Raw genomic sequence first — 20,945 nt, forward strand, 5'->3', positions numbered from 1 at the left:
GTCCCGCACCCGTTCAGGAAGGTCAGTCGTGCTCATCGCCGGGTTCCCCGCGGGTTCGTGGGGTACGAACTGCTACGTGGTCGCCACCGGCCAGGGCGCTGAGTGCATCGTGATCGACCCCGGTCAGGACGCCGCTCCAGGCGTCGACCAGGTGGTCCGGGAGAACAAGCTCAAGCCGGTCGCCGTACTGCTCACGCACGGTCACATCGACCACATGTTCTCGGTGCTCCCGGTCTGCGGCGCGTACGACAGCACCGCCTGGATCCACGCCGACGACCGGCACCTGCTCGCGGACCCGATGGCCGGCATCAGCGCGGAGAGCGCCCGGATGCTGCTCGGCGGCGACCACAAGTTCGCCGAGCCGGACGACGTCGCGGAGCTGAAGGACGGCCAGGCGCTCGAGCTGGCCGGGATGCGGTTCACCGTCGACCACACGCCGGGGCACACCCGCGGCTCGGTCACCTTCACCACGCCGTACGACGGCCCGGAGGACGTTCCCGCGGTCCTGTTCTCCGGTGACGTGCTGTTCGCCGGGTCGATCGGACGGACGGACCTGCCCGGCGGCGACCATCCGACGATGCTGCATACGTTGGCCACCAAGATCCTGCCGATGCGCGACGAGATCGTCGTCCTGCCGGGTCATGGTGGCCAGACCACCATCGGCCGGGAGAAGGCGACCAACCCCTACCTGCAGGACCTGGAGACATAGAGCAATGGCAAAGGCCAAATGAGCAAGATCAGTCCGATCAGTGGGTTCCCCGAATTCCTCCCGTCGGACCGGATCGTCGAGCTGCAGTTCCTCGACTCGATCCGGGAGACGTTCGAGCTGCACGGTTTCGCCTCGCTCGAGACCCGCGCGGTCGAGCCGGTCGAGCGGCTGTCGAACCAGGGCGAGGACGCGGACAAGGAGATCTACGGCGTACGGCGGCTGGCGGCCGGCCCGGACGACGACGGCGCGGGCCTCGGGCTGCACTTCGACCTGACGGTCCCGTTCGCCCGCTACGTGCTGGAGCACGCCGGCAAGCTCGCGTTCCCGTTCCGCCGGTACCAGATCCAGAAGGTGTGGCGCGGTGAGCGCCCGCAGGAGGGCCGGTACCGCGAGTTCACGCAGGCCGACATCGACGTGGTCGACAGCGGTGAGCTGCCGAACCACTACGAGGTCGAGCTGCCGCTGGTGATCGCCGACGCGCTGCGCCGGCTGCCGGTGCCGGAGTTCGTGGTCAAGGTCAACAACCGCAAGATCCCCGAGGGGTTCTACCGCGGGCTCGGCCTGGACGACGTGACCACCGTGCTGCGGATCGTCGACAAGATCGACAAGATCGGCCCGGACAAGGTCGTCGAACGGCTGATCGAGGCCGGGGCGAGCGACAAGCAGGCCAGGCTGGCCGTCCAGCTGGCCGACATCTCCAGCACCGACACGTCGTTCGTGGAGCAGGTGCGGGCGCTCGGCGTCGAGCACGAGATCCTCGACGAGGGCCTGGAGCAGCTCAGCCAGGTGATGGCCGCCGCGGCCGAGCACGCGCCCGGCCTGCTGATGGCCGACCTGCGGATCGCCCGCGGCCTGGACTACTACACCGGTGCGGTCTACGAGATCTACCTGGTCGGCCAGGAGTCGTTCGGCTCGGTCGGCGGCGGTGGCCGGTACGACGCGCTCGCGTCCGACGGCAAGACGACGTACCCGGGTGTCGGCATCTCGATCGGTGTCTCCCGGCTGGTGCACCGGCTGGTCAGCCAGGGCCTGCTCAAGGGCAGCCGCAGTACGCCGACCGCCGTGCTCATCGCGCTGACCGCCGAGGAGGACCGCGCCGAGGCGATGCGGACCGCGGCCCAGCTCCGCGCCCGCGGCATCCCGGTCGAGGTCGCGCCCGCCGCGGCCAAGTTCGGCAAGCAGATCAAGTTCGCGGACCGTCGCGGCATCCCGTTCGTCTGGTTCAGCACCGAGAACGGGTCCGAGGTGAAGGACATCCGCAGCGGCGACCAGGTCCCGGCCGACCCGGCCACCTGGACGCCGCCGCAGCGCGACGTACGACCAAGCATCGAAACCCCACAGGAGAACTCGTGATCCGTACCCATTCCGCCGGCTCGCTCCGAGCCGAGCACACCGGGCAGACCGTCACCCTGGCGGGCTGGGTGGCGCGGCGGCGCGATCACGGCGGCGTGGCGTTCATCGACCTGCGCGACTCCAGCGGCACCGTCCAGGTCGTCATCCGCGACGAGGCCGCCGCGAGCGGGCTGCGCTCGGAGTACTGCCTGAAGATCGTCGGCACCGTCGCGGCGCGCCCCGAGGGCAACGCGAACGCCGACCTGCCGACCGGTGAGATCGAGATCATCACCGAGGAGATCGAGGTCCTCAGCGAGGCCGCGCCGCTGCCGTTCCCGGTCGAGGAGCACCACGCGACGCCGGTGAACGAGGAGGTCCGGCTCAAGTACCGGTACCTCGACCTGCGGCGGCAGGGCCCCGGTGCCGCGCTTCGCCTGCGCAGCAAGGTGAACAAGGCCGCCCGCGACGTCCTCGCCAAGCACGACTTCGTCGAGATCGAGACCCCGACGCTGACCAAGTCGACGCCGGAAGGCGCCCGCGACTTCCTGGTCCCGGCGCGCCTGCAGCCGGGCTCCTGGTACGCGCTGCCCCAGTCGCCGCAGCTGTTCAAGCAGCTGCTGATGGTGGCCGGGATGGAGCGGTACTACCAGATCGCCCGCTGCTACCGCGACGAGGACTTCCGCGCCGACCGGCAGCCGGAGTTCACCCAGCTCGACGTCGAGATGAGCTTCGTCGACCAGGACGACATCATCGCGCTGTCCGAGGAGATCCTGGTCGAGCTGTGGAAGCTCGCCGGGCACGAGGTACAGACTCCGATCCAGCGGATGACGTACGCCGAGGCGATGGCCCGGTTCGGGTCCGACAAGCCCGACCTGCGAATGGGCCTCGAGCTGGTCGAGTGCACCGACTACTTCAAGGACACCCCGTTCCGGGTCTTCCAGGCGCCGTACGTCGGCGCCGTCGTGATGCCCGGCGGCGCCGACCAGCCGCGCAAGCAGCTGGACGCGTGGCAGGACTGGGCCAAGCAGCGTGGCGCGCGCGGTCTCGCGTACGTGCTGCTGGGCCAGGACGGCGAGCTGGGCGGCCCGGTCGCCAAGAACCTGTCGGACCAGGAGCGCGCGGGCATCGCCGACCACGTCGGGGCGAAGCCGGGCGACTGCATCTTCTTCGCGGCTGGTCCGGTCAAGACCTCGCGGGCGCTGCTCGGTGCGGCACGGCTGGAGATCGGCCGCCGCGGTGGGCTGATCGACGAGTCGGCCTGGTCGTTCGTGTGGGTCGTCGACGCGCCGCTGTTCGAGCCGGCCGACGACGCGACCGCCGCCGGTGACGTCGCGGTCGGGTCGGGCGCCTGGACCGCCGTGCACCACGCGTTCACCTCGCCGAAGCCGGACGCGCTGGCGACGTTCGACACCGACCCGGGCTCGGCGCTGGCCTACGCCTACGACATCGTCTGCAACGGCAACGAGATCGGCGGCGGGTCGATCCGTATCCACCGCGAGGACGTGCAGAAGCGCGTGTTCACGGTGATGGGCCTGACCGACGAGGAGGCGACCGAGAAGTTCGGCTTCCTGCTCGACGCGTTCAAGTTCGGCGCCCCGCCGCACGGCGGCATCGCGTTCGGCTGGGACCGGATCACCGCGCTGCTGGCCGGCGCGGACTCGATCCGGGACGTGATCGCGTTCCCGAAGTCCGGCGGCGGCTACGACCCGCTGACCGCGGCGCCGGCGCCGATCACGCCGGAGCAGCGCAAGGAGGCCGGCGTCGACGCCAAGCCGGAGGACAAGTCCGAGGCCAAGGCGGACGCGAAGGCCTAGTTGTCCACTTGAGCAACGTGCTCTGCGTAGTGGGAAAGTGACAACGCCGTGGGAATCTCCTGACAGATTCCCACGGCGCTCCCGTCCCTCCTCCCGCCCCAGGAGCACGTCATGCTCAAGCGAACGCTGTCCGCTGCTGTCGCGCTGGCCGGCCTGACGGCCGGACTGGTCGCCACCCCGGCCCACGCCGTCGGCTTCCGGACCACCGCGACCAACCTCAACATCCGGTCCGACGCCTTCCTCTCGTCCGCGGTCGTGAAGGTGCTGGCCGGCCCGGCGAACGTCGACGTCGACTGCCAGAAGGCCGGCGACACCGTCACGGTGGCCGGCCGGCCCACCACCAAGTGGTGGGCGCACCTGCCCGCCCACAACGGCTACGCGACCGTCGCGTACCTCGACACTCCCGGCGACAAGCTGCCCGGCGTACCGGAGTGCATCGTCGATCCCAACCCGCCGACCGGTGACGTGACGCTGGCCGACGTGCAGGCGATGTTCGGTACCCGGATCGCCAACCCGACGCTGGTCAACACCGGGCTGCCGTCGCTCAACCAGGCGATGCGGGACGCGAACATCAACACCCCGCGGCGCAAGGCGGCGTTCCTCGCGACGCTGGTGCACGAGTCGCGGCTGGAGTACAACATCCGCGAGATCGGCGACACCCGCCCGTACGGCGGCCGCGGGTACATCCAGCTGACCGGCGACTTCAACTACCGCCCGGCCGGGACGTACTTCGGCATCGACCTGATCGGCAACCCCGAGCTTGCCCGGTCGCTGCAGTGGTCGGCGCCGATCGCGCGCTGGTACTGGACCGTCGCGCGCAACATCAACCCGATGGCCGACGCGCTCAACATGGGCAAGGTCAACGCCGCGATCGGCTACCCGGCCGGTGCGGAGGACCAGCGCCGGTGCGACTCGTTCAAGAACGCGTTGCGCTACCTGAGCGGATCGGTGCCGTCCGGAGTGATCTGCACCCGGTCGAAGGCGTACGCCGGCGACACCAGCAAGCTGACGCGGGCGCAGTTCGACGCCCTCGGGCAGGTGCCGGGCACGGTCGGCTGATCGTCGTACGACGTGAGCGGTGCCGTGGCAGTTACCTGTCACGGCACCGTGTCACGGGCATGGAAAGGCTTGAGTGTCAGCCAGCGCCGGTGGAAAGTGACTATGTCGCCTCGTGGGGTAGACAACTTTTCACGACGCGACGCTCCGTCCGCCCTTCCCGCCCCGGGAGCACGTCATGCGCAGATTCCGTCAACTCCTCACCGCCGTCCTGGCGCTGACCGGCCTGACCGTCGCCGGCCTCGTCACCGCCGTCCCCGCCCACGCCGCCGTCTTCCAGACCTACGGCACCGGCGTCAACGTCCGGGCTGACGCCTTCACCTCGTCGCCCGTCGTCCGCACGCTGCCCGGCCCCACCTCGATCGACGTCGACTGCCAGAAGCAGGGCGACCTCGTCACCGTCAGCGGCGGCTCCAGCCGCTGGTGGGCGCACGTGCCCGCGCTCGGCGGGTACGTCACGGTCGCGTACGTCTCGATCCCCGAGGACAAGCTGCCCGGTGTCGCCGAGTGCGGCGGCAACCCGAACCCGCCGGCCGGTGACGTCACGCTGGCCGATGTCCAGGCGATGTTCGGCAGCCGGATCGCCAACCCGTCGCTGGTCCAGACCGGGCTGCCGTCGCTGAACCAGGCGATGCGCGACGCGCAGATCAACACGCCGTACCGGAAGGCCGCCTTCCTGGCGACGCTCGTGCACGAGTCGCGGCTGGAGTACAACATCCGCGAGATCGGCGACACCCGCCCGTACGGCGGCCGCGGCTACATCCAGCTGACCGGCGACTTCAACTACCGGCCCGCCGGCGCGTGGCTCGGTGTCGACCTGATCGGCAACCCCGAGCTGGCGCGGGACCTCCGGTACAGCGCGCAGATCGCCCGCTGGTACTGGACCGTCGCCCGCAACATCAACCCGTACGCCGACGCGCTGCAGATGGGCCGGGTCAACGCGGCGATCGGCTACCCGGCCGGCGCCGAGGACGGCCGCCGCTGCGCCACCTTCCAGGCGGCGATCGCCTACCTCACCGGCCAGCCGGCGCCCGCCGTCAACTGCAGCCGCACCGGCAAGCTCGCCGAGGACACCACGCGGCTGACCCGGTCGCAGTTCGAGGCGATCGCGAACCAGTAGACCTTCTACAGAAGGTGAGTCGTGAGCCAGGTGTGGTCCGGGGTGAGGTAGCCGACCTTCCCCAGACCCGCCTCGGCGAGCAGGGTCTCCAACTCGTCGTCGGTGAAGTTCTGCACGACCACGCGTTGGCTCCACGTGCGGGCGGCGACGGTGTGCGTCATCGTCGCCGCGTCGATGTCACCCGGCAGGTGCTCGACCTCGTGGATCTCCAGCCGGTGGTCCTCGCGGTCCATCACGAGCGGCTCGGCGAAGGACGCCCGGTCGTGGCGTTGGAGGATGACGACTCCGCCGGGCCGCACGTGATGCGTGCACGTCTCGAGCAGGCGGCGTCGTACGGGCTCGTCGGGGGCGTTGATCAGGAACGACATCATCAGTACGACGTCGAAGCGGCGGTCGAGCCGGAGGTCCTCGATCGAGCTGCGAACGGTCTCCGAGGTCAGGTGCGCGAGCATCTCGGGCGATTCGTCGACGGCGACCACGTGGTGGCCGCGGGCGAGCAGTGGCCGCGTGATGCGCCCGGTGCCGCAGCCGAGCTCGAGGATGTCGGCCCGCGGCGGGAGGACGGAGGCGATGACCTCGTCTTCCCCGTGCGCGCCCGTGTCGACGTACAGCTCGACCGGACTGCCGTCGGGCGTGATCGCACCCGGCCCGCTGCCGCCTTGCCCGGAACTGCCTCGAATCTCCATACCTGCCAGCATTCCCGATCCAGCTCAGTGGCGAGAGACTTTCGGCAACCGCCGAATGTCCGCCGCGCTTGACTCCGCCAGTTTGTATCAATACATTTGATACAACAACTCGGAGGGAGTGTGGCGACGATGGATCTGCTCTGGATAGTGGCGACCATGACCTTCGGCCTGGTGCTGCTGCTGATCTTCCACAAGAAGGCGGCGAAGGCCGAGGTCGACCGGCTGGTGAACCGTGGCGGGCTGCCGCCGGTGCCGGAGCTCGTCAGCTCGGCGCTGCGGTGGCACGAACGCCGGCAGCTGATCACGATCGGCGGCACGCTGGCCGGCGTTCTCGCCGGCGGTGCGGTCATCGTGATCGCGGACCAGGTGGTCGACATCGATCTGGTCGCCAGTGACGGGCTCGACGTCCGGCTGCTGACCTGGATGCTCGCGGCCGCCGCGGCCGTGGGCGGCGGGGCGACGCTGCTGCACAGCTACCGTTCCGTCCTCGCGGCGCGCGCCGGTGGACCGCGGACCGCCGCGCTGAGGCCGCGGCAGCTGAGTGACTACCTGAGCCCCATCGAGATCGCGATCCACCGGGGCGCGGTGCTGCTGCCGCTGGCCGCGGTCGGGCTCGGCGTGGTGGTGCTCGCCGGAAGTGATCACCCCGCGAGCGGGTGGATCCTGATCGCGAGCGGGCTGATCGCCGTGCCGCTGTGGGTGGTGGGCCTGTGGTTGCAGCAGTTGGCGTTGCGGGTCAACCAGGCCTCCGGGGGAGAGGTCGAGCTGCGGTGGCAGGAAGCGCTGCGCGCCGCGACCCTGCGCGATCTCGGGTCGGCAGTGGTCACCGTCAGCTGGCTGCTCGGTGCGTCGGTCCCGATGTCGTTCCAGTGGCCGAGTGACATCCCCGGCTTCGTGGAGCCGGCCACGACCGGGCTGTTCCTGGTGGCGATCGCCGCGCTGTGCGTGATCTGGACCATCGCGGCGAGCCGTCGGGGCCTGCAAAGAGTTCAGCGGGTGGCCTGATGGGAACCGCGCTTGGTGTCTTCGGTGTGGCGTTGGTGGCCGGGCTGGTCGCGGTGGTGTGGGTGTGGCGTGACCGCAAGGCGATCGGGCTCAAGGCGGCGTACCGGTTGGTCGAGGCCGGCCTGCCGAACGATCGCGACCTGGTCGCGGTCGCGGCGACGCGGTTCGAGCAGCGCCAACTGGTCTCGACGATCGGCGGCGCGATCGGCGGCGCGCTCGGGCTGGGTGTCGTCATGTACGTCGGGGCCGCGCTGCCCGGCCTGATCTGGTCCGCCTTGATCAGCACCTTCGGGGTCGGTTTCGCGATCTGCTGGATGCACTTCAAGACCGTCGGCGACGCGCGCAAGGCCGGTCCGCGGACGGCGTCGCTGCGGCCGCGTCGGCTGACGGACTTCCTGGTCTGGCCCGAGGTCGTCGTCCAGTACGGCGCTCTGGTGCTGCCGCTGGCCGCGGTGTGGCTGGGCGTGATGGTGGCGGCGGGCGACGACCGTCCGAGCCGGGGATGGGCGCTGCTGGGCGCGGCGGCCGTCGCCTTGGCGATCTACGTGACCGCGCTGGCTCTGCAGGCGCGGGTGCTCAGGCTCAGCCAGGCCGCTACGGGTGAGCCGGAGCTGCGCTGGGAGGAGGCGATGCGAGCGGCTACGCTGCGAGAGCTGAGTGAGGTCATGACGTGGTCGTGCTGGTTCCTGGGGGCGGGAGCGGCCATCTCGTTCGAGTACCCCCGATCGGTGCCCTCCTTCGTCGAGCCGATCATGCTGGCCCTGTTCGCGGTCGGGGTCGTGGTGATGGGAGTCGCGCAGGTGTCCGGTTCGACCAAGTGGGGGCTGCGGCGTTCGCAGCGTGCGTTCGGATGATCATCACGGTGGACCCGGCCGCTTCCAGGCCGCCGTACGAGCAGGTGAAGCAGCAGGTCGAGCAGTTGATCCGCCGCGGTGAGCTGGCGCAGGGGACGCGGTTGCCGACCGTGCGGCAGCTGGCGGGGGATCTGGGGCTGGCGGTGAACACGGTGGCCCGGGCGTACAAGGAGCTCGAGGCCGAGCGGCTGATCGAGACCCGCGGGCGCAACGGCACCTTCGTGCTCGCCTCGCGCAGTCAGGTGGACGACGAGGAAACCCGCGCGGCGGCGACGGTCTTCGCCCGCGCCGCCCGGCGGGCGGGGCTCAGCCTGGCCGAGGCGACCAGCATCCTCGACCGGGCGTGGCCGTAGTACCGCTCGAGAACGGAAACGATTCCAGATTGCTCGGCGACAACGTTGTCCGAGCCCTTCACAGGGGCTGACCGCCGTTGTTAGTCTCCCCGGCATTTGACAGCGATGTCATCGACAGGGAGTGGTCACGATGGTCTCGAGACGAACGTTCCTGGCGGGCAGCGGCGCCGTGGCGGCCGGTGGACTGGGCTGGTTCCAGACCGGTTCGGCCGCGGCGGCCGGCCAGGCTTCCGGGCAGGTCGGCAGCGGTCTGGTGAGCGCTGCCGGCAACTCCGGAGGCCGCCGCCTGCTGCCGGCCTTCGCGCGCCCCAAGCACCTGCACTACGGCGATGTCACCAAGCTGAGCGGCGGCGACCAGACCCTGCTCACCACGCTCCAGGGCGTGGTCAACCGGGACCGCCCGGAGCTCTACTTCTTCTTCTCCACGATGGACAACGACGGGGTCGACGCCCGCTGGCTGCGCGACCTCGGCGTACCGACGACCCGGTACGCCGATCCGCTGGACCTGGTCGCGAAGTACAAGCGCCGGGTCCGCGGCGCGATCCTGCACGACCCCGAGGTGCCCGACTCGCTCAACGTCGCGACCACGCTGGCCGGTCTGGAGAACGCCGTCGTCGCCGACGCGGCCCAGGCCAAGGCGCACGGGCTCCGCGTCGTGAAGGACCTGCGCGGGATGTTCGACGACGACCGGCTGAAGACCTATCAGTGGCAGCTCACGAACCTCTTCCCGCGCTGCTCGCACCAGCTGCTCGCCGGTCTGCCGCCGACCATGGTCGTGCAGTCGGAAGGCCTGACCTGGCACGAGATCGCTCGCGAGACCCGCCAGATCCGCGACGAGTCCAACCGCGGCACGTTCACGCTCGACGTCTCGCCCGCGCTCGGCCAGGACACCGTGTACGTGCGGTTCCAGGACTCCTTCGGCGACGACGGCTGGGGTCCCTCGGTGCTGTCGCTCACGGCGAAGGCGAACGGGACGACGCTGACCACCTTCAAGCCCGGCACGCCCGAGGAGGCGCCGTACCTGTTCGACGGCCTGAACTCCTCGGTCGGTGCCTCAGGCAACCGTTTCGCCGACGGCGGCGGCTACTTCGTCTACCAGTTCACCCCACCGGCCGGTACGACGAGCCTGACCGTCACGGTCGAGATGTGGAACCAGTACCTGGTCACCGCGACCGACACCGCGCCGACCAGGATCGAGCCGTTCCCGTACTTCCGCGACTACGTCGTCGCGACGAAGTCCCTGGTCAGCTGGCTCCCGCCGAACGGTCCGACCGGCGACCTGCTGCGCGAGCACTTCGCCAAGGTCGGCCCGACCACGCCGTACGCCGGCTGGTTCGCGAACGACGTCGCGGGGGAGTGGAGCGGGGTCGACCTGGCCGCGCAGGGCGGGTCCGAGGTGCTGCCCGCCGACTTCTACATGAACGGCACGGTGCACTCCGGCGTCGTGGCGCCGATCTCGGACAAGGTCAAGAAGTTCACGCCGGTCAAGCCGAAGAACAAGATCTACGTGACGCTGACCTTCGGCGAGGGCGACAACGTGCAGTACTGCCAGCGGCACATGCGCGACCTCTGGGACGACCCGCGCCGCGGCGACGCGCCGGCGAACTGGACCGTCAGCCCGCTCCTGGCCGACATCGGTCCGGGCATCCTGAGCCACTACCAGCGCACCGCGACCAAGAACGACCTGCTGGTCTGCGGCCCGTCCGGCGCCGGCTACACCTACCCCGGTGCCTGGCCCGCCGACCAGATGGAGGCCTACCTCAAGCTTTCCGGGACCTACGTACGCCGTACCGGCATGGACCTGGTCTACGCCTACAACCACCGTGTCGACGACGAGTGGGTGCCGTTCTCGGAGGAGATCGGTCGCGCGTACGCCGAGCACACCCAGATCCGCGGCATCATCCAGTCCTGGGAGAAGGGCGACCTGCTCGTCCGCCGGGGAGGCCTGCCGGTGATCGGCAACTTCTCCCCGCCCGGCAAGGCCGCCGAGTACAAGGCGGCCCTCGACGAGCACACCAAGGCCTGGACCGGCGACGCTCCACTCTTCATCGCCGGTGGCGTGAACGCCTGGTCGTGGACCCCGTCGGACGTCGCGGAGCTCGCCGAGCTGCTCACCGCGCCGTACGAGCTGGTCCTGGGCAACGTGTTCTTCGACGTGCTGAACAAGGTCCTCTGACCCGAGACGCCGCGGGACTTGGTACCGAGCGACAGGACGTCACCCCTCGCAGAGCCTCCACGACGTGCGCCGCACGCTGCCGGCCCGCCCATTCGCACCGACACCTCCTGTCGCTCGGTACCGCTCCACACCCTCACGCCCCACACCCGGTCCCACTCCATCGCAGTTCGACTCTGTACACAGCCGCGGCGGCGCGACCTTGAGCACCGCTCAGCCATCCAAAGCCTGAAATGTTGGCTGGCCCGTGCTCAAAGTCGCGAACGGTTGGGCCGGTGCCGGTGCCGGAGCTGGGGCCGGAGCGATGGCGGGGAGGGGTTAGGGCTCGGTCCGGGGCAGCACCGCGGAGATCGCCACCAGTACGGCGGACAGCGCCAGCGGGAGGAACATCGCCTGCTGGATGCCGACCCGCTCGACCAGCTGGCCGATGATCGCCGGGCCGACCAGGAAGGCGGCGTACCCGAAGGTGACGACGATCGCGAGCATCCGGCCGCCGCCGACGTGCCCGGCGACGGCGTACACCTGCGGGGCGACGAGTCCAACTCCAAGACCGACCAGCGCCCAGCCGACCAGCAGCAGCGGCAGCGGGTCGGTGAACACCGTGACGAGGTAGCCGGCCACGGCCGTCACGCCGCCGACCCGTACGACGGCGCGCCGGCCGAACCGGGCCACGAACTGGTCGCCGAGCAGCCGGACGACGACCATGAACCCGCTGACCGCGACCAGGCCGAGGGCGCCGGTCGACGGATCGATCCTTGCCACGTCGGTGACGTGCACGGACGACCAGTCCACCGCGGTGCCCTCGGCCAGGCCGAAGCAGAACGCCATCAGGCCGAGCGCCCAGGCCAGGCGAGGGATCGCGATCCGGACGCCGTTCGCCTTGTGCTCGATCCGGCGACCGTTGGGTGCGATCCGGTAGGCGACCGCGATGCCGATCAACCCCAGCACGGCCAGCGTGCCGAGCGCGGGGCCGACGTTGCCGCCGCCGTCCCGGTCGAACAGGCGGCCCACCAGGACGACCGTGCCGGCCGCGATCAGGTTGCCCAGACTCCAGAACGCGTGGAAGCGGCTCATGATCGGCTTCGGCCGGGACTGCTCGACCTCGACGCCGAGCGAGTTCATCGCGACGTCCATCGCGCCGTTGCCGAGGCCGGCCAGCACCATCCCGACGATTGCCCACGGCAACGAGTCGGTGAGCGCCAGGGTGCCGACCCCGGCGGTGAGCAGGCACAGCGTCACCAGGACGACCGGCCGGGCGCCGATCCGGTCCGCGAGGCGGCCGCCGATCTGCATCGAGGCGACTGCGGACAGGGCCAGGCAGAACAGCAGCAGCGACAACCCGGACGCGCTAACGCCGAGCCGGTCACGCATGGCGGGCAGGGTGCCGCCGACCCCGCCGATCAGCGCGCCGTTGACGCCGAACAGCAGGAAGACGGCGCCGGCCGCCGTACGGGAACCCATGTGCATGGGTCCATTCGATCACGGCAAGCGATTACCAGCGGTGGGCGACGTCCACGACGAGACGGTGGGTGCTGCCCGGGCCGGTCAGCAGATGGGTCTGGAACGGCAGCCGGGCCCGGACGCCGAGCGCCAGAGTCGTCCGGCCTTCGAAACTGCCGCCCCAGGCCACCTGGCGGAAGGTGTCGTAACCGCTGACGTTCGACACCTCGCGGAGGCTCTTCAACGGGTACGTCGGGCGGCCGGCGTCGTCGTACGCGGGGGCCTCGACGTCGACCCGGAGCGTCGCGCCGCCGCGGGCCGGGATCGGGTCGCCGGAGCCCTCCTGCTGCACGACGTTCACGTACCGGACCTGGTACGCCGTGGCCGGTCCGGCCAGGTCGATCACCAGGCGGTCGAAGCAAGCGTGCCGGCCGGTCCGGACGTTCTCGACGGTCGCCGGCCGCAGCGTCTTGGTTGCCTCAGGCAATGAGCCCCAGCCCTTGGCGCAGTCCGCGGACGGCCGGGCGGTGCTGGTGTCGGGGGCAGCCGCGGTGGCGGCTCCCGCCGGGAGGGCGGCGACGGCGAACGCCGCGAGGCCGGTCCCGATCGTGGTGCGGACAGGGTGTCGAACGCTGCTGAACATGGTCATGGTCGTTCTCCCTTCCGATGCTCTTTCTGGTGCCCACTTGGTAGACGTTTTAATAGAGGTGACGGTTGACACCGCGGCGAGGAAGATGGGCCTCGATGATGAATTCCGCTGAGCTCCTCGACGTCTTCCACCGCCGCATCCGCCTCCCGGACGCCGACACGATCCCGGGCTGGAAGGTCGAGCACGACGGCCTCGTGCACCGCTCGTACGCCGAAGGGCCCGGTGGCGGCGGCTTCGTCGAGACCCCGCGCGGCCTCGGCGACGACCCGGACGCGGTGATCGCCCGCGAGCTGGCGTTCTTCCGCGAGCGTGGCCTGGCGTTCGAGTGGAAGACCTACGCGTACGACGAACCGGCCGACCTCGGCGAGCGCCTGCTCCGGCACGGGTTCGTCGCCGAGGGGCCGGAGACGCTGATCCTCGGGGACGTCGAGACGATCCTGCAACGGCCGCTGACGCTGCCGTCGAAGATCGTGATCCGTGACGTCGACGACGCGGTCGACTTCCATCGGATCGCCGTACTGACCGACAGTCTGTGGAACAACGGGCTGGAGCGGATCGAGGAGCAGTTGGCGGGGGAGGCGCGGATGTTCCCCGACCGGCTGGTGGTGAGCGTGGTGGAGAACGCGCTGGACCCTGGCCCGGTGCTGACGTCGGGGTGGATCCGGTTCCACCCCGGGACCGGCTTCGCGAGCCTGTGGGGCGGCGGGACGCTGCCCGAGTGGCGGCGGCGCGGGCTGTACTCGGCGATGCTCGTGCACCGGGCCCGGATCGCGCGGGAGCGCGGGTACGAGTACCTGCGGGTCGACGCGTCGCCGGACTCGAGCCCGATCCTGCAGAAGCTCGGGCTGCACGCGGTCACCACGACCACGCCGTACACATGGACTCCGTGACCGGCTGGGCCGTCCTCGCGCGGTAACACGCGGGTCGCCGTACGGAACGACCGGGTCACGTTGTACGTTGCGGAGATCATGGCTCTGAAACTCACCTCGCGCTTCCGCCGGCTCCTGCAGCGCCCCGGCTCGATCGACCTCGGCCCGTACGAGAAGCTGACCGTCGCGGTGAACGAGGCGGGCGAGTCGTCCACCGCGCTCACCGACGAGGAGCTGACCGAGGTCGTCGCCGAGATGCGGACCGAGGGCGGCCTCGACGAGGACGGCCTGATCGAGTTCCTGGCGCTGGCCCGCGAGGCCGGTGAGCGCGCGATCGGCGAGCGGGCCTTCGACGGCCAGATCGTCGGCGCGCTGGCGCTGCTGCAGGGCCGCGTGGTCGAGATGGCCACCGGTGAGGGCAAGACCCTGGCCGGCGCGTTCGCCGCCGCCGGGTACGCGATCGGTGGCCGCAAAGTCCACGTGCTCGCGGTCAACGACTACCTGGCCGAGCGCGACGCGGAGTGGATGGAGCCGCTGTACAAGCTGCTCGGCGTCACGGTGAGCCACGTCGGGCAGGCCTCGTCGCCGGAGGAGCGCCGGGCGGCGTACCAGGCGGAGGTCTGCTACGCGCCGGTGAGCGAGGTCGGGTTCGACGTCCTGCGGGACCGGCTGGCCGGTGACGTCGCCGACCGGGTGTCCGCGGAGCCGGACGTGGCGCTGGTCGACGAGGCCGACTCCGTGCTGATCGACGAGGCCCGGGTGCCGCTGGTGCTGGCCGGTGCGACGCGGTCCGAGGAGCTCGACGACGACGTCGTCCAGCTGGTCCGGACGCTGCGCGCGGGCGTCGACTACGAGGTCGACGGCGACGGTCGGTCGGTCGCGCTGACCGACAAGGGCACCGACAACGTCGAGGAGTTCCTCGGCGGGATCGACCTGTACGACGACGCGAACCTCGACAAGATGACCCAGGTCAACGTCGCGCTGCACGCCGAGGTGCTGCTGCGCAAGGACGTCGACTACCTGGTCCGCGACGGCAAGGTCAACCTGATCAACAACAGCCGCGGCCGGATCGCCAAGCTGCAGCGCTGGCCCGACGGGCTGCAGGCCGCGGTCGAGGCCAAGGAGGCCGTCCCGGTCAGCGAGAGCGGTGAGGTGCTCGACAGCATCACCGTCCAGGCGCTGATCAAGCGGTACCCGAAGCTGTGCGGCATGACCGGTACGGCGGTCGTCGTCGGCGAGCAGCTGCAGGAGTTCTACGCCGTCGAGGTCGCGGTCGTCCCGCCGAACAAGCCGAACATCCGGGTCGACGACACCGACCGGCTCTACCTGACCGTCGAGCAGAAGAACAAGGCGCTGGTCGCGCACGTCAAGGAGATCCACGAGACCGGGCGGCCGATCCTGATCGGGACGCACAGCGTCGAGGAGTCCGAGCAGCTCAGCGACCAGCTCGAGGCGGCCGAGGTTCCGCACGTCGTACTGAACGCGAAGAACGACGCCGAGGAAGCGTCGATCGTGGCCGAGGCGGGGGTGCCGGAGACGGTGACCGTGTCGACGCAGATGGCCGGGCGCGGTACTGATATCCGGCTGGGTGGCCGGGACGGGTCGAACGGGCGTGAGCGGGCCGCCGAGCTGGGCGGTCTGTACGTCGTCGGCACGGGTCTGCACGCGTCGCGGCGGTTGGACGACCAGCTGCGCGGTCGCGCCGGGCGGCAGGGTGACCCGGGTGGGTCGCTGTTCTTCGCGAGTCTGGCCGACGAGCTGGTCACGCGGTACTCGATCACCTCCGGGCTGCGGCCGTCGCCGGACAAGGACGGGCGGCTGACCGACCGGAAGGCCGTTGGCACGCTCGATCACGCGCAGCGCGTTGCTGATGGTGCGAACGCGGAGCTCCTTCGGACGACCTGGTCGTACAGCCGGCTGACCGAGCAGCAGCGGGCGATCGTGCTGGACACACGGGAGAAGATCCTGGTCTCCGATCTCGCGGCGGAGAAGCTCGCTGCGTCGTCGAAGGAGCGGTACGACGAACTGGTCGAGGCGCACGACGAGTCCGTCGTCAAGGATGCTGCCCGCCGGATCGCCCTCCACCACCTCGACCGTCGCTGGACCGACCACGTCGCGTACCTCGCGGACCTGCGCGAAGGCATTCACCTGCGCTCGCTGGCCGGCGGCATCGTGCACCTCAAGCCGATCGACGAGTTCAACAAGTCGGCGATCGCGTCGTTCGACACGCTGATCGACGACGCCTGGAAGGACGCCGCCGAAACCCTGGAGACCGCCGAGATCGGCTCCACTGGTCTCGACGAGGAAGCCTCCGGCGTCCCACGCCCGACCGCGACCTGGACGTACCTCGTCAACGACAACCCCTTCGGAACGGAAGCCGACCGAATCCTCGGCCGCCTCCGCAACGCCATCAAGGGCGACGAACTGGTGACCGTCGAAGACGACACCCCGGTCGAGCTCGCCGAAGAAGACCTCCCCGAGGAACTCCGAGACCTCGACGAGGACGACCTCGCCGACGACCTCCCGGAGGAACTCCGCGAAGCGGACGAGGACGAGGACGAGGACGAGGACGAGGGCGAGAAGAAGAAGTAGCTGGGCATGCTCGCTCGCAACCTGCCCCCCGCGCTGCGCGCGGGGGGCAGGTTGCGTTGGGGAGCAGGTGCGTCGGGGTCGGCACCGGTGGCGCCGGCCCGCTGAGAACCCGACCACCACCCGCACGCGGGGACCGTCATCTGCCCGCTGCCCGCTGCCCGCTGCCCGCTGCCCGCTGCCCGCTGCCCTGCGGCCTGCCGCTCGCCGTCCGCTGCTCACAGCCCGCCGCTTGCCGTCCGCTGCTCACCGCTCACCGCTCACAGCTCGCCGCCTGCCGCAGTACGCCGACCTCCAGCGGCTGTCCGCAGACCATCGTCCACCGCGTGCCGAGCACCACCCGGCCGCGCGCGGTACGCCGTACGCCTGACCTCCACCCGGCCATCCGCCGAGCACCGCCCGCCGCAGGCCGACCTTCACCCGGCGCTCCGCCGAGCACCGCGCTTCCACACGCCGCAGCACGCCGTACCGACCTCCACCGGGCCGTACACCGAGCACAGCGCCCCCGCTCGCCGTAGGCCGAGCGTCACCCGGCTGCCCGCCGACCATCGCCCGCCGTGCGCCGAGCACCACCCGGCCTTCCGCCGAGCAGCGCGCTTCCGCCCGCCGCCCACCACTCGCCCGCCGACCACTACCTGCCATCCGCCGGGCACTACCCGCCCGCCGCCGTAGGCCTGACCTCCACTCGGCCATCTGCCGAGCGTCGCGCTTCCGCCCGCCGACCACCGACCATCGCCCGCCGGGCACTACCCGGCCGCCGCCGTAGGCCTGACCTCCACCCGGCCATCTGCCGAGCGTCGCGCTTCCGCCCGCCGACCACTACCTGCCATCCGCCGGGCACCACCCGGCCGCCGCCGTAGGCCTGACCTCCACCCGGCCATCTGCCGGGCGCCGCGCTTCCCGCCCGCCGACCACTACCTGACATCCGCCGGGCACCACCCGGCCGCCGCCGTAGGCCTGACCTCCACCCGGCCATGCGCCGAGCGCCGCGCTTCCGCTCGCCGCCGGCCGAGCACTGCCAGGCTGCCCGCCGACCATCGCCCGCCGGGCACCGAGCACCACCCGGCCTTCCGCCGAGCAGCGCGCTTCCGCCCGCCGCAGGCCGACCACCACCCGCCATCCGCCGGGCACTACCCGGCCGCCGCCGTCCGCCTGACCTCCACCCGGCCATCTGCCGAGCGCCGGGCTTCCGCCCGCCGACCACCACCACCCGCCATCCGCCGGGCACTACCCGGCCGCCGCCGTACGCCTGACCTCCACCCGGCCATGCGCCGAGCACTGCGCTTCCGCCCGCCGTCGGCCGAGCACCGCCCGGCTGCCCGCCGACCATCGCCCCGCCGGGCACTACCCGGCCGCAGCCGTACGCCTGACCTCCACTCGGCCATGCGCCGAGCACTGCGCTTCCGCCCGCCGTCGGCCGAGCACCGCCCGGCTGCCCGCCGGGCACCACCCGGCCGCCGCCGTACGCCTGACTCCACCCGGCCGGCCGCCATCCAGCTCGCGCGCCAGACCTCGGCGCGGCTCCCCCGCTTTCCGGCCGGAGCGGCCTCGCCACCGGAGTCTGGTCGGCCGCATCTGCAGGGCCCGCGCCACAGACGTCCTCCGGCGATTGCCGGACGACTGCTTCCTTGTTGGATGACTGACGCGCTGTACCGAGTCAGTCATCCAACAAGGAAACAGCGGGCCGATGAGGTGGAGGGGCAGGCGGCAAGAGGGAGCGTGGGGCGCAGGGAGGCAGCCCGGCGGGGATGCGGCGACGGCTGCTCGTTGGATGTTGGGGGGGTGGGGTGTGAACAGGAGGCCGGGACCACGCGACAGACCTCGCCCGCCGAATGCCGAAGCCGCCGGCGAATGCCGACGCCGTTCCCCGTTCGCGCGCCGCAGGCCGCGGCGCGGTGACAACCCCCTCGCCTGCCGGCCTGAGCGGCCCTGGCCGTCGAGGGTTCGACGCCGTCGTCGCGCGGTTGCTCGCGGTCTGTTCTGCCGCATCGGCAAGGCGCGCACCGCGGACCTCCCCGGCGATTTCCGGACGACTGCTTCCTTGTTCGATGACTGACGCCGTACAACGCGTCAGTCATCGAACAACGAGCCAGTCGGCCGATGAGGTGGGTCAGGGGGAGGGGCAGCAGAGCAAGTGGGCAGGGGAGAGGCCGCAGAGCAAGTGCGCGGGGGAGGGGCAGCAGAGCAGGTGGGCGGGGGAGGAGCAGCAGGTGGGCAGGGGAGGAGCAGCAGGTGGGCAGGGGAGGAGCAGCAAGGTGGGCGGCTGGGCGGATGCGGCGGAGCCGGCTGGTTGTTGTGGGCGTCTAGGTGGGGGTGTGAACAAGACCCCGGGACCGCGGACAGGCTATTGCTTGTCCAAGGTCCCGTTGAGGTGTTCGCGGTCCCGGTTCGTGTCCAGGATCCGCCGTCGGGTGTTCGAGGTCGCCGGGGTTTGGTGCGCGGGATCCGCCGTTGGAGGGTCCGACGTCGCTGGGTCTCGGGTCTGGGATCTGCAGCTGGTGCGGGGCGTGATCTGCGGTTGGTGCGGGGGCGCCGGTTGGTGAGTGCCGGAGCCCGGCCGGGGTGCACGGCGCCCGGTACGGCGGGGTGTCGGTGGGCGTGGGTAGGCTCAGCGGGTGACCGAAGGCTTGTTCGATCTTCCTGGTGCTCCTGCTCCCGCGCGTGGGGGTGGGAGTCTGGCGGACGCCGATCACACGTCGGCGCCGTTGGCGGTGCGGATGCGGCCTCGGAGTCTGGACGAGCTGGTCGGGCAGCAGCATCTGCTGGCGCCTGGGTCGCCGTTGCGGCGGCTGGTCGAAGGGGACCAGCCGATGTCGCTGCTGCTGTGGGGACCGCCGGGGACGGGGAAGACCACGATCGCGGCCGTCGTCTCGCACCAGACGAACCGAAAGTTCGTCGAGCTGTCCGCGGTGACCGCGGGGGTGAAGGACGTACGGCAGGTGATCGATGCCGCACGGCGGGAGTTGTCCCGGCCGGGCGGGTCGGTCGAGACCGTACTGTTCATCGACGAGGTGCACCGGTTCACGAAGGCTCAGCAGGACGCGTTGCTGCCCGGCGTCGAGAACCGCTGGGTGACGCTGGTCGCGGCCACGACGGAGAACCCGTTCTTCTCGGTGATCTCACCGCTGCTGTCGCGCTCGTTGCTGCTGACGCTCGAGTCGCTGACCGACGACGACATCGCCGTACTGCTCGATCGCGCGTTGATCGACGAGCGGGGACTGAACGGCGAGTTCGAACTGGCGCCCGACGCGAAGGACCACCTGCTGCGGATGGCCGGCGGTGATGCCCGGCGCGCGCTGACGTACCTGGAGGCTGCTGCGGGAGGGGCCAAGGCGAAGGCTGCCACGGAGCAGCCGGCCGCCGTCAGAGGAGCCATGGCCAAGGCTGCCGCTGAGCAGCCGGCCGCTGACGAGGACGCCTCCGCCGACGAGACCCCTGACACCACCACCGGTGACGACACGGCTGAGGGCAAGACCGCCGAAAGCGAGACCGCCGAAAGCGACACCGCCGACGGCAAGACCGCCGACGGCGAGACCGCCAAGGGCGACACCGCGGACGACGAGGCCGCCCAGAGCGAGATCGCTGATGGCAAGACCGCCGACGGCAAGACCGCCGAGAGCGAGATCGCTGACGGCGAGACCGGTGAGGCTCGTCGGCGGATCCTGATCGATCTCAAGACCCTGGAGACCGCTGTCGACCGGGCGGCGGTGCGGTACGACCGGGCGGGGGATCAGCACTACGACGTCACCTCGGCCATGATCAAGTCGATCCGGGGTTCCGACGTCGACGCGGCGATGCACTACCTGGCGCGGATGGTCGAGGCCGGCGAGGACCCGCGGTTCATCGCCCGCCGGCTGGTGATCTCGGCGAGCGAGGACATCGGGATGGGCGACCCGACCGCGCTCGGTGTCGCGATCGCGGCGGCCGAGGCGGTGCAGCTGATCGGCATGCCCGAGGCCCGGATCAACCTCGCGCAGGCCGTCGTCGCGCTCGCCCTCGCGCCGAAGTCGAACGCGGTGATCACGGCGATCGACGCGGCGATCGCCGACGTGAAGGCGGGCAAGGTCGGCCCGGTTCCGCCGCACCTGCGCGACGCCCACTACGCCGGCGCGAAGAAGATCGGCCACGGCTCGTCGTACAAGTACTCGCACAACGACCCGCGCGGCGTCGTGCCGCAGCAGTACGCCCCGGACGTCGTCGACCAGGTCGACTACTACCAACCCACCCGCCGCGGCGGAGAGATCGCGTACGCCGACCGCGTAGCCGCCATCCGCAAGATCCTCCGGGACCGCTAGT

General features: G+C 70.8%; 16 protein-coding genes. 12 read left to right on the plus strand and 4 right to left on the minus strand.

What is annotated here, in order from left to right:
• The first annotated feature begins 28 nt into the window (after positions 1 to 28).
• The 5 genes from ACLQ2O_RS10110 (at position 29) to ACLQ2O_RS10130 (ending at position 6,031) form a co-directional block, all read left to right on the plus strand.
• A complete protein-coding gene (locus ACLQ2O_RS10110; protein WP_425829634.1) occupies positions 29 to 709 on the plus strand; it encodes an MBL fold metallo-hydrolase in 681 nt (226 codons plus the stop codon).
• A gap of 18 nt (positions 710 to 727) precedes the next feature.
• Complete coding sequence (gene hisS / locus ACLQ2O_RS10115) at positions 728 to 2,062, plus strand: histidine--tRNA ligase (RefSeq protein WP_425829636.1); 1,335 nt, start codon at positions 728 to 730, stop codon at positions 2,060 to 2,062.
• Positions 2,059 to 3,855, plus strand: a complete 1,797-nt coding sequence (aspS, locus tag ACLQ2O_RS10120; protein ID WP_425829638.1) for an aspartate--tRNA ligase — start codon at positions 2,059 to 2,061, stop codon at positions 3,853 to 3,855. The genes hisS and aspS overlap by 4 nt, the downstream gene beginning before the upstream one ends.
• Positions 3,856 to 3,966: 111 nt before the next feature.
• Entirely contained in the window at positions 3,967 to 4,914 is a 948-nt protein-coding gene (locus tag ACLQ2O_RS10125; RefSeq protein WP_425829640.1) for a glycoside hydrolase family 19 protein, read from the plus strand.
• 175 nt (positions 4,915 to 5,089) lie between these two features.
• Entirely contained in the window at positions 5,090 to 6,031 is a 942-nt protein-coding gene (locus ACLQ2O_RS10130) for a glycoside hydrolase family 19 protein (protein WP_425829642.1), read from the plus strand.
• Positions 6,032 to 6,036: 5 nt separating this feature from the next.
• Here the strand turns inward: ACLQ2O_RS10130 and ACLQ2O_RS10135 are convergent, their stop codons facing one another.
• Positions 6,037 to 6,717: a class I SAM-dependent methyltransferase gene (locus tag ACLQ2O_RS10135; protein ID WP_425829644.1), complete on the minus strand. Its 681-nt coding sequence runs from the start codon at positions 6,715 to 6,717 to the stop codon at positions 6,037 to 6,039.
• A 156-nt stretch (positions 6,718 to 6,873) separates the two neighbouring features.
• Between ACLQ2O_RS10135 and ACLQ2O_RS10140 the strand changes: the two genes are divergently transcribed.
• From ACLQ2O_RS10140 to ACLQ2O_RS10155, 4 genes are all read left to right on the plus strand, one after another.
• Positions 6,874 to 7,722 carry a hypothetical protein gene (locus tag ACLQ2O_RS10140; protein ID WP_425829646.1) on the plus strand — a complete coding sequence of 283 codons (849 nt, stop codon included), beginning with the start codon at positions 6,874 to 6,876 and terminating at the stop codon, positions 7,720 to 7,722.
• The gene (locus tag ACLQ2O_RS10145; RefSeq protein ID WP_425829648.1) at positions 7,722 to 8,576 is read left to right on the plus strand and encodes a hypothetical protein; all 855 of its coding nucleotides are present in this window, start codon (positions 7,722 to 7,724) and stop codon (positions 8,574 to 8,576) included. The genes ACLQ2O_RS10140 and ACLQ2O_RS10145 overlap by 1 nt, the downstream gene beginning before the upstream one ends.
• A complete protein-coding gene (locus ACLQ2O_RS10150; RefSeq protein ID WP_425829650.1) occupies positions 8,573 to 8,929 on the plus strand; it encodes a GntR family transcriptional regulator in 357 nt (118 codons plus the stop codon). Before ACLQ2O_RS10145 ends, ACLQ2O_RS10150 begins: the two co-directional genes overlap by 4 nt.
• A gap of 130 nt (positions 8,930 to 9,059) precedes the next feature.
• Positions 9,060 to 11,105: a GxGYxYP domain-containing protein gene (locus ACLQ2O_RS10155; RefSeq protein ID WP_425829652.1), complete on the plus strand. Its 2,046-nt coding sequence runs from the start codon at positions 9,060 to 9,062 to the stop codon at positions 11,103 to 11,105.
• A gap of 315 nt (positions 11,106 to 11,420) precedes the next feature.
• On the opposite strand, the gene ACLQ2O_RS10160 is transcribed toward ACLQ2O_RS10155, so the two are convergent.
• Positions 11,421 to 12,569: an MFS transporter gene (locus tag ACLQ2O_RS10160; RefSeq protein WP_425829654.1), complete on the minus strand. Its 1,149-nt coding sequence runs from the start codon at positions 12,567 to 12,569 to the stop codon at positions 11,421 to 11,423.
• Between the two features lie 25 nt (positions 12,570 to 12,594).
• Positions 12,595 to 13,191 (minus strand): AMIN-like domain-containing (lipo)protein, encoded by a 597-nt coding sequence (locus ACLQ2O_RS10165; RefSeq protein ID WP_425829656.1) that lies wholly within the window; start codon positions 13,189 to 13,191, stop codon positions 12,595 to 12,597.
• Positions 13,192 to 13,286: 95 nt separating this feature from the next.
• On the opposite strand from ACLQ2O_RS10165, the gene ACLQ2O_RS10170 reads away from it, so the two are divergent.
• Both ACLQ2O_RS10170 and secA2 read left to right on the plus strand, forming a co-directional pair.
• The gene (locus ACLQ2O_RS10170; protein WP_425829657.1) at positions 13,287 to 14,081 is read left to right on the plus strand and encodes a GNAT family N-acetyltransferase; all 795 of its coding nucleotides are present in this window, start codon (positions 13,287 to 13,289) and stop codon (positions 14,079 to 14,081) included.
• A gap of 78 nt (positions 14,082 to 14,159) precedes the next feature.
• Entirely contained in the window at positions 14,160 to 16,652 is a 2,493-nt protein-coding gene (secA2, locus tag ACLQ2O_RS10175; protein WP_425829659.1) for an accessory Sec system translocase SecA2, read from the plus strand.
• 250 nt (positions 16,653 to 16,902) lie between these two features.
• Here secA2 and ACLQ2O_RS10180 read toward each other — a convergent pair whose 3' ends face one another.
• On the minus strand, positions 16,903 to 17,034 hold the full coding sequence (locus ACLQ2O_RS10180; protein ID WP_425829661.1) for a hypothetical protein: 132 nt from the start codon (positions 17,032 to 17,034) through the stop codon (positions 16,903 to 16,905).
• Between the two features lie 2,230 nt (positions 17,035 to 19,264).
• Here ACLQ2O_RS10180 and ACLQ2O_RS10185 point away from each other — a divergent pair.
• Positions 19,265 to 20,944 carry a replication-associated recombination protein A gene (locus ACLQ2O_RS10185; RefSeq protein WP_425829663.1) on the plus strand — a complete coding sequence of 560 codons (1,680 nt, stop codon included), beginning with the start codon at positions 19,265 to 19,267 and terminating at the stop codon, positions 20,942 to 20,944.
• Position 20,945 lies beyond the last annotated feature (1 nt).

This window comes from Kribbella sp. DT2, assembly GCF_049844575.1.
Taxonomy (GTDB): Bacteria; Actinomycetota; Actinomycetes; order Propionibacteriales; family Kribbellaceae; genus Kribbella.

Bases quoted from the DNA above. Each gene is read 5' to 3' on its own strand.
- hisS (WP_425829636.1), top strand. From the start codon at position 728: ATGAGCAAGATCAGTCCGATCAGTGGGTTCCCCGAATTCCTCCCGTCG.
- ACLQ2O_RS10125 (WP_425829640.1), top strand. From the start codon at position 3,967: ATGCTCAAGCGAACGCTGTCCGCTGCTGTCGCGCTGGCCGGCCTGACG.
- ACLQ2O_RS10130 (WP_425829642.1), top strand. From the start codon at position 5,090: ATGCGCAGATTCCGTCAACTCCTCACCGCCGTCCTGGCGCTGACCGGC.
- ACLQ2O_RS10135 (WP_425829644.1), bottom strand. From the start codon at position 6,717: ATGGAGATTCGAGGCAGTTCCGGGCAAGGCGGCAGCGGGCCGGGTGCG.
- ACLQ2O_RS10140 (WP_425829646.1), top strand. From the start codon at position 6,874: ATGACCTTCGGCCTGGTGCTGCTGCTGATCTTCCACAAGAAGGCGGCG.
- ACLQ2O_RS10145 (WP_425829648.1), top strand. From the start codon at position 7,722: ATGGGAACCGCGCTTGGTGTCTTCGGTGTGGCGTTGGTGGCCGGGCTG.
- ACLQ2O_RS10150 (WP_425829650.1), top strand. From the start codon at position 8,573: ATGATCATCACGGTGGACCCGGCCGCTTCCAGGCCGCCGTACGAGCAG.
- ACLQ2O_RS10155 (WP_425829652.1), top strand. From the start codon at position 9,060: ATGGTCTCGAGACGAACGTTCCTGGCGGGCAGCGGCGCCGTGGCGGCC.
- ACLQ2O_RS10160 (WP_425829654.1), bottom strand. From the start codon at position 12,569: ATGCACATGGGTTCCCGTACGGCGGCCGGCGCCGTCTTCCTGCTGTTC.
- ACLQ2O_RS10165 (WP_425829656.1), bottom strand. From the start codon at position 13,191: ATGACCATGTTCAGCAGCGTTCGACACCCTGTCCGCACCACGATCGGG.
- ACLQ2O_RS10170 (WP_425829657.1), top strand. From the start codon at position 13,287: ATGATGAATTCCGCTGAGCTCCTCGACGTCTTCCACCGCCGCATCCGC.
- secA2 (WP_425829659.1), top strand. From the start codon at position 14,160: ATGGCTCTGAAACTCACCTCGCGCTTCCGCCGGCTCCTGCAGCGCCCC.
- ACLQ2O_RS10180 (WP_425829661.1), bottom strand. From the start codon at position 17,034: ATGGCCGGGTGGAGGTCAGGCGTACGGCGTACCGCGCGCGGCCGGGTG.